This window comes from Sphingomonas faeni, from assembly GCF_003053745.1.
Classification (GTDB): domain Bacteria; phylum Pseudomonadota; class Alphaproteobacteria; order Sphingomonadales; family Sphingomonadaceae; genus Sphingomonas; species Sphingomonas faeni.
Genome location: NZ_QAYE01000012.1, coordinates 43,552 through 54,927, shown reverse-complemented (window position 1 = coordinate 54,927; position 11,376 = coordinate 43,552). Strand labels below are relative to the sequence as shown.

The window sequence follows — 11,376 nt, the reverse complement described above, 5'->3', positions numbered from 1 at the left end:
CCACTGCCGCCATCAATCCGGTCGAAGCCCGCATCCGGCTTGATGCCGGCAACACCGGTGACCGTGACGAGAGTATCGTCGCCCGCACCACCTGCAATGACGTTATTGCCGGCATTGCCGAGTATATAGTTCGCACCGTCATTGCCGGTCGCATTGATCGCCGCAGAGCCGGTCAGCACCAGGTCCTCAAGATCACTCCCCAATATGTAGCTGACGCTCGAGAGAACCGTGTCAATGCCACCACCGCCGAATTCACTGATCTGATCGCCTGCATTGTCGATCACGTAGCGATCGTTGCCCATCCCGCCGTTAAGGAAGTCAGTGCCGAGCCCGCCATCGAGCAGGTCGTTGCCCTCGCCGCCGAACAGCTGGTCGGTGCCGATACCGCCATACAGGCTGTCATTGCCCGCCGCCCCGAACAGCTGGTCGTCGCCAGCACCGCCCTGGACGATGTTGTCGGTCGCATCGCCGATGAACAGATCGTTGCCCGACCCCATGATCGCGATCTCGAAGCCCGACACCTGGTCGGTGCCGCCCTGCGTGCCAGCATTCACCTGACCCGACGCCAGGTTGATCTGTACCGTATCGGTCAGGTCGCCGTAGAACAGCGTATCGATGCCGGTGCCGCCGATCAGGACGTCGTTGCCGGCGCCGCCAGAGACATAGTCGTTGCCTGCGCCTGCATCGATGGTGTTGGCCCCCGTATCGCCGGTCAGGACGTCGTCGAACGCCGAGCCGACGAGACCTTCGATCCCGCTGAGGATGTCGAAGCTTCCCCCGGCAACCTGTGTGCCGCCGAGGGCGAGGTTCGCCGTCACGCCGGCCAGTGCGTCGGCATAGGTGGCCGTATCGTTCCCGGCACCGCCGATGAGGGTGTTGTTGCCAAGACCGCCGCGCAGCAGGTCATCGCCGTCGCCACCGTTCAACGTGTCGTTGCCAGCGCCGCCGTCGAGACGGTTGGCCCCAGCGTCCCCGGTCAGAGTGTCGTCGAATGCCGACCCGATCAGGTTCTCGACCCCACTGATGGTATCGGAGCCCGCACCGGTCGCCTGCGCGCCGGTGGTGCCGAGATTGACCGTCACGCCGACGGCTGTGCCGATATAGCTCGCCGTGTCGTTGCCGGCACCGCCGATCAGGATGTCGTCGCCGGTCCCGCCGATCAGCACGTCGTCGCCGTCACCGCCGTCCAGCGTGTCGTTGCCGGCCAGGCCGATCAGCACGTCGTTGCCGCCCATCCCGCTGAGCACATCGTTGCCACTGGCACCCGTGAGGGTCTCATCGGTGGCGAAGCCCGTCAGCACCAGGTTGCCGATGAACCCGTCGAAGTTGAAGGCCGTGAACCCGCCCGTATAGCCGTTGCTGATCGCGAATATGGTCGTGAAGCTGTTGGTGGCCCCCGCGCCGTCGCGATCGCTCTGGAGGAGCAGGTCGGTTCCCGACTGGACCAGACGCAGATGGCCGCTGGCAAAGGCGTTGCTGTTGGCGGTGTAACCGGTCAGCCCCAGGTTCAGGAAGCTGGTCAGTTCGAACCGGTCGCCAGTATTGCCCCGCTCGAAGTCGGTCACGCGGTTGGTTCGCGCCGTCGTGGCCACGTCGGTCGAGGAGCCGGCGGTGGCACCGACGCCCAGCTGGATGGTGTCCGCACCGGCGCCCAGCGTGATCTGATAGTTGTTGACGGTGGATGCACCGCGCATGCTGATGCTGACGATGTCGGCACCGGTTCCCGCGTCGATCGTCGCGCTGGCGACGCCGGTCAGGATGATGCGGTCGCTACCTGCGCCGCCGACGACGTTGACGACATCGAGGTTGCGATCGTTGGAGGTCGTACCCGGGGCAAGGTAGGTGGCGGTCGAGAGACCGGTCGCAATCGCTGCCGGTGCCGCGGTGACCGTACCACCGCGCAGTTCGATGAAGTCGTCGCCGTCACCACCGTCCATGGTGATGTTGGTCGCCACGGCCGCGGCTGCACGCGTCACGAAGATGCTGTCGTTGCCGCCATAGCCGAACAGCGAGTCTGTCTGGCCAAGCGCAGTCGTCGCGGCCACCCCGGTGTCGGTGATCAGGTTGAAGTCGTCATTGCCGCGCAACGTGTCGCCGTAGCTCGAGCCGGTCAGGTATTCGATGCCGACCAGGGTGTCGACGCCCTCGCCACCAGTGTCCTGCGCCACACCCTGGATCCGGAGATCCACGTTCACGCCTGCGGTCGCGTTGACGTAGGTGGCGGTATCCAGCCCCTCGCCGCCGTTCAGGACATCGTCACCGAGCCCGCCGGACAAGGTATCGTTGCCGAACCAGCCGTCGAGCCGGTCATTGCCCTGATTGCCGACCAGCGTGTCCGCGCTACCGCTGCCGCGCACGACGTCGTCGCCGAGACCACCGCGGAAGATCACGCGCTCGATGCTGGTGAAGGAGCCACTTTGGACGCCGTTGACCGTGATCGCGCTGTTGCCAGCCAGGTTGGCGAGATCGAAGCTGATCGCACCGGCGTGATCGGTGTAATAGGCGTAGGCGGTATCGCTGCCGTCGCCGCCGTCGAACGTGTCGTCGCCGCCGTCGTTGGTGAAGACAGTGGTCAACCCGGCCGCACTGCCGCTGGCGATGCCTCCCACCAGGGTATCGTCGCCATCGCCACCGCGCAGGATGTCGTTGCCCATGCCGCCGATGAGGCTGTCGTTACCGGCGCCGCCCTCGAGCACGTCGTTGCCATCGGCGGTCGTTGCCCCGGTGTTGAACGTGTTGACATAGTCCCCGAAGATCACGTCGTTGCCGGCATTGCCGACAAGGGTATCGGCACCACCGCCGCCGACCAGGAAGTCGTTCACGGAGCCGCCGACCAGACGGTTTGCTGCCGTGTCGCTGCCCGTGAGTGCGTTGGCGAACCCGGCCGCACCGATCACGTTCTCCATATTGGTGATCGTGTCGCGGCCCCCGAAGGCTCCGACGGTCTGGGCGACGACGGTGTTCAAATTGACCGAGACCGTCGACGTCGAGGCGGAATAGTCGATGGTATCCGACCCGGCTGCGCCGTTATAGACGTCGGCACCGCCGCCATCGAAGAAGATGTTTTCGGTGGCATCGCCCGTGATCGCATCGGCACCGGAGCCGGTGCGGACGTTCTCGAAGCCGATGATGGTGTCGTTGCCGAGGCCCGTGGCCTGCGCCGTCTGGATGCTCAGGTCGACCGTCACGCCCGTTGTGCCGCGGAAGGATACGGTGTCGATACCCGCACCGCCGTTAAGCACGTCGTCGCCAAGCCCGCCGTCGATGACGTTGGCGTTGGCATCGCCAGTCAGGACGTCGTTGCCGTCGCCGCCGGTCAGATTCTCGATGTTGCGCAAGGCGGCGATCTGCACGCCGCCAACGGTGGCCATGCTGTCCGTCGCGCCGTTCAACGTGGCCGTGACGCCGGCGGTATAGCCTGCGAACGACGCGGTATCCGATCCGGCACCACCGTCCAGCAGGTCAACCGTGCCGCCAGCGTTCGCACCGGGGTTGAGCGTGTCGTCACCGTCGCCGCCCGACAACACGTTCTCGGTGGCATCGCCTGTGAGCGTGTCGTTGAAGGCCGACCCTTGCAGGTTCTGAAAGCCGCTGAGCGTATCCGTGCCGGTGATCCCGGTATTCTGCGCGGCCCCTTGCAGTGCGAGGCTTACCGTTACGCCTGCCGTGGCACCTGCATAGGACGCGGTATCGTTGCCGGCCCCGCCGACCAGCGTGTCGTTGCCGAGGCCGCCTTCGATGACATTCGCGTCGGCGTTGCCGATCAGCGTGTCGTTGAGCGCGGAGCCAATCAGGTTCTCGATGCCGGTCAGCGTGTCATTGCCTGCTGCGACCGTGTTCTGGGCCGTACCCTGCACGTTAAGGTCTACCGTGACGCCGGTCGTGGAACCGGCGTTGAACGCGTTGACGAACGATGCGGTGTCATTGCCGTTGCCGCCGTTTAGGATATCGCTGGCGATCGTTCCCTGCAGGAAGTCATTACCCTCGCCGCCGTCTGCCACGAGGCTGCTGGTGTTGTTGGCGGTGACCGTGGTCGTCACGACCGCCGCGTTCTGGAGCGAGACGTTCAGCTGATAGGTCTGCCCGGCGATCAGCGGCTGGGCGGTGGCAGCACCATTCCACAGCCCGACACGGATGAAATAGGTTCCTGCCGTCGCGAAGGTATAGGTCAGATAGGCGTCGTCGTGTCCGGGATAGGATGCGTCGCCCGAGCCCGTGTCGTTACTGGCCAGCACGGTACCCGAACTGTTGACCAGCTCGATGAAGCTGTCGTCCAGCGTGCCGGGCCCGTCGATGTCGAAGATCGCCTGCGACCCAGGTACCGTCACGTCGATCTGGTAATATTCCAGCGCGCCGCCGGCTGCCGTTGCGTTGATGGTTGCGTGCGGGATACTCGCCGCGTTCGTGATGTCGGCATTCGCGTCGACGTCATAGGCGCCGGCGGTCGCCACCGCCGTGGCGATGCTGCCGTTATTGGTCGTCTGGGCCTTGGTGATGTCGGCCTGCGACGGTGCGGTGACGGTTGTCGTGGTCGTGAAGCTGCCGCCGATCAGGCGATCGTTGCCGGCACCACCCGACAGCGTGTCGGCGCCGCCTGCGCCACCGCTGAGGATGTTATCCTGGCTGTTGCCGGTCAGCGTGTCGTTACCGATCGTACCACCGATATTCTCGATGTTGCGCAGCGTGTCGGTCTCACCGTCATGGCTGACGATGACGTCCGCGCCGGTGTCGTTCAGGGTGACGGTCACGCCGGTGGCGTTTGTGAAGATCACCGCGTCGCTGCCGGCACCGCCGTCGAGGATGTTGTTGGCGACGTTGCCGACGAGGACGTCGTTGCCAGCGCCTCCCTTGACGTTCTCGATGAGCGAACGCGTGTCGTTGTTGTAGAGCAGCGACATGGCGATGTTGCCGGGCGCCAGCGAGGTCAGGCCCTGATAGGCCAAGCTGTTGGCCAACTGCGACTGGTCGAACGTCGAGAATTCGCCGGGACGCAGATCGACCGTGATCCCGTTGGAATAGTTGCTGGCGTCGATCGTGTCGTTGCCGCCGCCATCCCAGACGGTGAGGAAGATCTTGTTACCCGACGGTGCGCCCTGGCCGACGCCGTTAATGAACATCTCGCCGGTCGTCTGGCTGAAGGTGTAGACGCTGTCACCAGCGTTGGTCGTGTAGTTGGCGCCGTACAAATACTGAAGCGCGGCCAGATCATACTGCATGTAAGTCTGTGGCTGGTTGACCTTTTCGCCGGCGAAGTTGCTGTTGGTGAACGGCGCGGGCGTATAGGTCATCAGCGACCAAGCTTGTCCGTCGCGGTCCGGAGTCAGCGACTGAGTGCCGTAGCGCGGCGTGCCGCCGAAGTAGAAGGACAGGTCGCTGTTCGTGTAGTCCTGGTGCCCGTGCTTCAGCCCCATGGTGTGGCCGATCTCGTGCATCATCGTGGCGTAGCCCCACGTCCCCTTGAAGGCGAGGTCGTAATAGGGCTGGTTGGTGCGGCCGAACCAGATGTCGCCCGAGAGGCCACGCGTGTCAGACGGGAAGTTGCCGTAAGCCGACCCTACGTCGTTGTCGGCGCTCTGTGAGATACGAATATTGGCGTGAACCGTGTCCGTATCCGTGATCTCGTTGAACGTTAGTCCCGTTGCAGCTGAGAGCTGGGCGAAGGATGCGCGGGCTGCCGCCTGCTGCTGCGTGCCCAGATCGACATGATAAAGGCTGACGCCGTTGGTGTCGTAACCACTCCCGTTATAGTTCGATCCCGATGTCGGGAAGCTGTAGGTAAGATTCAGGGTACCCCATTTTGAACCGATGAGGGTGGCATCGACGTTACGGTTGCCTGTGAAGAAATGGCTTCCGTCCGGATTGGTACCCAAAGGCAGCAACTGGCCGATGTTGTTACCTTCCGGATTAGCGCCGGTTGGGTCGATGCCCTTCGGGGTGGCGCTGTCGACGCCGTCCTGTGCTTCGCGCAAGCCTTGGCACGCGGCGCAATTGCAGCCCTCCATGATCGTCAGATGATCGATCTCGGCCAATGGATCCCAAGTGCCGACACCCATATCGTTATCGATCAAGGGGGTGATGTTTGCTATCGGATCGTAGGAGGCGATAACCACCTCGTTGCCAGGCAGGCTGTCGGCATGCGACCGTGGATCCTGGGAACCGATGACATTATCATCTGCGGGCTTGATATTGCCGAGGCCTAAAACGCTCATCTATGCTTCCCCTGTCTGGCACGATTATGTCGTTCTTGTTGATCAAAAACGCATAAGACGATCTCGGTCGATCAAGATCACCGCATGCGCAGCGTCTTGATTCGTTCATATTATCTTCATAGTTTCACAGCGCGCTGATATCAGCAAGGGCTAGTGCGTTCGATATGACTGGAAGCGACTGCAGCGTCTGGAAATTGTCGGCGGTAGTCGGTCAAAGCCCAATCTATAATGTAAGCTGGAAATGACCGGATCCGGTTCTGTGCTCGCTGGGTTAAAATGCTGGCTCGGCCCCCTGTGCATCCCGCTCGGCGCGATATCGCTCGACGGGTGACTCGGGGCCGTGGGTCGCGTATTGCCGAGTCAGGTCAGCCGACGGGGAACGCGATGCTCCGCATCTTACTTCTATACTCCTCGGCGCTCGCAGCATGCGCGCCTTCACCACAGGACGCTGCCATGCGTAAAACGAGCCAAATTTCAGGAATGGCCGTCCGATTTTCAATCGACGCAAAAGGGGAAGGCGAGGGAGTAGCCACTTTGAGCTCAGCCGAACAAGAAGCCGGTGACCAAGCACTCGCTGCTCAAGGCCCTATTCCAGCCGCGGTGTCGGCAGCAGAAAATGCTGCCGCCCCCATGCCGGTTGACTCCCCCGCAGAGGCGCTAGGACGTCAGACGTTGTCTACGGCCTTCGTCATGGTGAACGCCGACGGATACCTGACAGTGGAACTGCGTGACGGGCGCCAGATGATCCTTCACAACGTGATCATGCGGCCCAAAGATTATTGCGGCGGGCTAGTGTTGAACGGGTTGCTTGGTAAACGATACTGTGGTCGATATGCCGATATCGCTGCGGCCCGACCTGGCGGTGGCCCGGCTCTTGAAGATCCTAATACAAATCTATCAAATCCAATTACATCTTCACGCATCCCGCCGACGAGCCCGGAATTTTCATCTCACGGACCTAAAAATTGAGGCTTGGCTCATGCTAGAGCAGAACTCTTGTAGCGCTAGCCCACCTTTGTAGGCGTTGCGCTGCGTAGTTGGCTGGTCCCGGTAGCCTCCCCAAATTGATGTGGGATCGTTACACTGAAGATTTATAAGGCCCCGGCGACACGTTACAGCGTTGACCAGTAAGCGGCTGCAAAGTGGCGCAAGCGCTCATCGATGGCTAATCTTCGAAACCGGTCCCATCAGGCCCGTTCTACGACACTCGTGATCCAGTATAGGGCTGTGATTATGGCGTTCGGGCGCCACACGGCTGCTGCCGCTTGATGACGACCTGCATGTCTGCAGGCGAGACCTCACGCCTCGCGCTGTCTTCAACGTCCCGGCATCCGTCAGGCCTGCCATGTTGATGACGACAAGGCTGTCCTGAACAAAGTAGAAGGGCCGGTCAGACATATGTTTAGGCTGATCAAAATATTCAGCTGTAGGATAGTCCTGCCAGCTGGGGTTTAGAGCGGTATCTCTTGCCGCGACGCGTCTTGGCGCAGGCCGGTTTCTGCACAGCAGAGCGTCGGACATGACGCCAGTGGCATAATTTAACATAAAGGTGACGAGCGAGTTTGCACGCTCGTCACCCTATGCATAAAGTATTTAGAGCCATCAAAAACGTCTTTGTTCAACCAAATGAACGAAGTGTTGGCTCAAATTTGAAAGAAGAGTCTAACGGTACCAGGTGTGAAAACCTATAGATTAGGCATGTTCACTGCGTTCAGAATAGCACGACCGTAGTTGGTCTTCTTAAAGCGCTCACCAGCTTCACGCGCCTGGTCGGGGGAAATGAAGCCCTGATGAAACGCGATCTCTTCCAGGCATGCGACCTGGATACCCTGGCGATGCTGGATCGTGCGAACGAATTCCGACGCCTCGAGCAGGCTGTCGTGAGTACCAGTGTCGAGCCAGGCGTAACCACGGCCCATCTGTTCGACGAACAGGTCACCGGCGTCCATGTAGAGGCGGTTGAGATCTGTGATCTCGAGTTCACCACGTGCCGAAGGCTTCAGGTCGCGGGCGAGCTGAACGACGCGGTTGTCGTAGAAATACAGGCCGGTGACCGCATGGTTCGACTTGGGCTTCTCGGGCTTTTCCTCGAGGCTGATCGCCTTGCCGCCTTCGCCGAACTCGACGACGCCGTAGCGCTCGGGATCCTCGACGCGGTAGGAGAACACTGTTGCGCCGCTCTTGCGGGCAACGGCGCTCGCCAGCAGGTCGGTGAGGTGGGCGCCAAAAAAGATGTTGTCGCCAAGCACCAGCGCGACATTGTCGTCGCCGATAAAGTCCGCGCCAATCGTGAACGCCTGAGCGAGACCTTCGGGCTTGGGCTGTTCGGCATAGGCGATGGTCAGACCAAGCGCCGAACCGTCACCGAACAGGTTCTTGTAATTGCCGATATATTCGGGGCTCGAGATGATCAGGATATCGCGGATGCCGGCGAGCATCAGCACCGACAGCGGGTAATAGATCATCGGCTTGTCGTAGACCGGCAGCAGCTGCTTGTTGACCGCGAGCGTTGCCGGATGGAGGCGCGTGCCCGAACCGCCTGCGAGAATGATGCCCTTCACGCGCGTGTCTCCTTGTTGGATGCCCCGAGCAGTTCGTCGAGGATGTTGCCGAGCGCGGTCTGCCACGCCGGTGGATGGATGCCGTAGTCGCGGGTAATCGCGTCATGGCTGAGCAGCGAGTTGGCCGGCCGCGTTGCTGGTGTCGGGTATTCGGCGGTCGTGATACCCTGCACCTCGGCGCTGGCACCGCCGCGTGCGGCGCTCTGCGCGAAGATCTCGCGGGCGAATCCTGCCCAGGTGACGGCGCCGGCGTTGCTGAAATGATAGGTGCCGGTCGGTGCGGTAATATCTTCGACGAGACGCATCGTGATTTTTGCGAGCGCGGCTGCCAGGTCGGTTGCCGACGTCGGGCTGCCATGCTGGTCGTCGACAACGCGCAATGTCGGATTGGTCGCACCGACGCGGAGCATCGTCTTGATGAAGTTGTTGCCGTGTGCGCTGACCACCCAGGCGGTGCGGACAATCGCGTACCGTGCACCCGACGTGCGAACCGCGAGTTCGCCCCCGAGCTTAGACGCGCCGTAGACGCCGAGCGGGGCGACCGGATCGGTCACCTCCCACGCGCCATCGCGCGCGCCGTCGAAGACATAGTCGGTCGAGACCTGGACGATCGGGATGTTGGCCTTGGCACAGCTTTCCGCAAACGCCGCGGGTGCCATCGCGTTGACGGCCCAAGCGGTAACGACGTCGCTCTCGGCCTTGTCGACGGCAGTGTAGGCACCAGCCGAGATGACGGCTGCCCAAGGCTGCCCGTCATGACCCTCGGCGACCATCGCAGTAATCGCTGCGGCGTCGCGCAGGTCAAGCTCGTCGATGTCGATCGCGGTGACCGCCCAGCCTTCCGGCCAGGCGTAACGCTTCAGCTCTGTGCCGAGCTGGCCGTTCCCACCGGTGACGAGGATCTGTTTCACGTCGCTCATACAGAAAGCCCACGGCGCTGGTCGGCCTTGTGCTCGGCGACGATCGCTTCCCACCAGCTCTGATTGTCGAGATACCAGGCAACGGTCTTCTCGATACCCGTCTCGAACGTCTCGGCAGGCTCCCAGCCGAGCTCGTTCTTGATGCGGCTCGCATCGATCGCATAGCGCTTGTCGTGGCCGGGGCGGTCGGCGACGTAGGTGATCTGTGTTGCGTAGGACTGACCGTCGGCGCGCGGACGGAGGCGATCGAGGATAGCGCAGACGGTCTTCACGACCTCGAGGTTCTGCTTCTCGTTGTTCCCGCCGACATTGTAGGTCCGGCCGGGCTCGCCTTGCTCGAACACCGCGTGCAACGCGCGGACGTGATCCTCGACGAACAGCCAGTCGCGGACCTGGTCGCCCTTGCCGTAAACCGGCAGGTCGGCGCCGGCGAGCGCCTTGACGATCATCAGCGGGATGAGCTTTTCGGGGAAGTGATATGGCCCGTAATTGTTCGAGCAGTTGGTGATCAGCACCGGCAGCCCGAACGTGTGGCCCCAGGCGCTGACGAGATGGTCCGACCCTGCCTTCGATGCCGAATAGGGCGAGCGCGGGTCATAGGGCGTCTCTTCGGTGAACAGCCCGGTATCGCCGAGCGAGCCGTAGACCTCGTCGGTCGAGATGTGATGAAAGCGGAACGCAGCCTTCGCGTCGTCGTCGAGACCGAGCCAATAGGCGCGTGCCTCGCTCAGCATGGTGAAGGTGCCGACGACATTGGTCTGGACGAACGCGCCGGGGCCATCGATCGAGCGGTCGACATGGCTCTCGGCTGCGAGATGCGTGACGATCTCGGGCTTGAAATCGGCGATCGCGGCTTTGACCGCCTCTGCGTCGCAGATGTCGCCCTGGACGAACCGGTAGCGGTTCGAGTTCGCGACACGCTCCACCGTCGAAAGGGTGCCGGCATAGGTCAGCTTGTCGAAGTTCAACACCTCATGGTCGGTGTTTTCGATCAGGTGACGGACGAGGGCCGAGCCAATGAAGCCGGCCCCGCCGGTAACGAAAATGCGCATGGGTCTGTCCTTCAGGTTACGAAAGGGGGCCGAGGGGGCGGCCGTCATAGGCGAAGGAACTATCGAACTCGGCGAGCAGCGGCTGCACCTTGTCCTTGTCACTCAGTTCAGGAAGCGTGCCCTTGGGCATTGGCCAGTCGATGCCTACGCTGTCCCACCGGATACCGCCGTCATTCTCTGGCGCATACGTGTCCGAGCACTTGTAGGTAACTTCGCAGTCGGGTTCGAGCGTCACAAAACCGTGCGCAAAGCCGATGGGAATGAACAATTGGTGGCCGTTTTCGGCGCTGAGTTCCGCGCCAACCCACTGCCCATAGGTTGGTGAGCCCTTGCGCACGTCGACCGCTACATCAAAGATCCGGCCTCGGATACAACGTACCAGCTTGTCCTGTCCCCTAGGCGGCGTTTGAAAATGCAGTCCGCGCAGGGTGAACGCAGGCGCCGAATAGGAGTGATTGTCCTGCACAAAGGTGCAATCGATGCCCAACTTTTCGAAGGCGGGTACCGAATGAACCTCGGTGAACCAGCCTCGGCTGTCGCCGAAGCGACGGGGGCGGATGAGTTGTACTGGGGAGTCAGACATGTGTGGCCGACTATAGTTTTCGGTCGTGACTTGCAAACCGCTTAATCAGGG

6 protein-coding genes are annotated in these 11,376 nt (G+C 62.0%); 1 reads left to right on the top strand and 5 read right to left on the bottom strand.

What is annotated here, in order from left to right:
- The coding region (locus C8J25_RS21325) for a M10 family metallopeptidase C-terminal domain-containing protein (RefSeq protein WP_107955804.1) at positions 1 to 6,209 on the bottom strand (6,209 nt) is incomplete at its 3' end.
- A gap of 453 nt (positions 6,210 to 6,662) precedes the next feature.
- Between C8J25_RS21325 and C8J25_RS20400 the strand changes: the two genes are divergently transcribed.
- On the top strand, positions 6,663 to 7,178 hold the full coding sequence (locus C8J25_RS20400) for a hypothetical protein (protein WP_146173390.1): 516 nt from the start codon (positions 6,663 to 6,665) through the stop codon (positions 7,176 to 7,178).
- A 716-nt stretch (positions 7,179 to 7,894) separates the two neighbouring features.
- Here C8J25_RS20400 and rfbA read toward each other — a convergent pair.
- The 4 genes from rfbA to rfbC are packed head-to-tail and all read right to left on the bottom strand — an operon-like array spanning position 7,895 to position 11,325.
- Positions 7,895 to 8,770, bottom strand: a complete 876-nt coding sequence (gene rfbA / locus C8J25_RS18335) for a glucose-1-phosphate thymidylyltransferase RfbA (protein WP_107955803.1) — start codon at positions 8,768 to 8,770, stop codon at positions 7,895 to 7,897.
- Complete coding sequence (gene rfbD / locus C8J25_RS18330) at positions 8,767 to 9,690, bottom strand: dTDP-4-dehydrorhamnose reductase (protein ID WP_107955802.1); 924 nt, start codon at positions 9,688 to 9,690, stop codon at positions 8,767 to 8,769. Before rfbD ends, rfbA begins: the two co-directional genes overlap by 4 nt.
- Complete coding sequence (gene rfbB, locus C8J25_RS18325; protein ID WP_107955801.1) at positions 9,687 to 10,742, bottom strand: dTDP-glucose 4,6-dehydratase; 1,056 nt, start codon at positions 10,740 to 10,742, stop codon at positions 9,687 to 9,689. Before rfbB ends, rfbD begins: the two co-directional genes overlap by 4 nt.
- Before the next feature lie 16 nt (positions 10,743 to 10,758).
- On the bottom strand, positions 10,759 to 11,325 hold the full coding sequence (rfbC, locus tag C8J25_RS18320) for a dTDP-4-dehydrorhamnose 3,5-epimerase (protein ID WP_107955800.1): 567 nt from the start codon (positions 11,323 to 11,325) through the stop codon (positions 10,759 to 10,761).
- Between the last annotated feature and the right edge of the window lie 51 nt (positions 11,326 to 11,376).

Excerpts from the sequence above, each read along its gene's own strand:
- C8J25_RS20400 (WP_146173390.1), top strand. The coding sequence starts at position 6,663 with ATGCGTAAAACGAGCCAAATTTCAGGAATGGCCGTCCGATTTTCAATC.
- rfbD (WP_107955802.1), bottom strand. The coding sequence starts at position 9,690 with ATGAGCGACGTGAAACAGATCCTCGTCACCGGTGGGAACGGCCAGCTC.
- rfbC (WP_107955800.1), bottom strand. The coding sequence starts at position 11,325 with ATGTCTGACTCCCCAGTACAACTCATCCGCCCCCGTCGCTTCGGCGAC.
- rfbB (WP_107955801.1), bottom strand. The coding sequence starts at position 10,742 with ATGCGCATTTTCGTTACCGGCGGGGCCGGCTTCATTGGCTCGGCCCTC.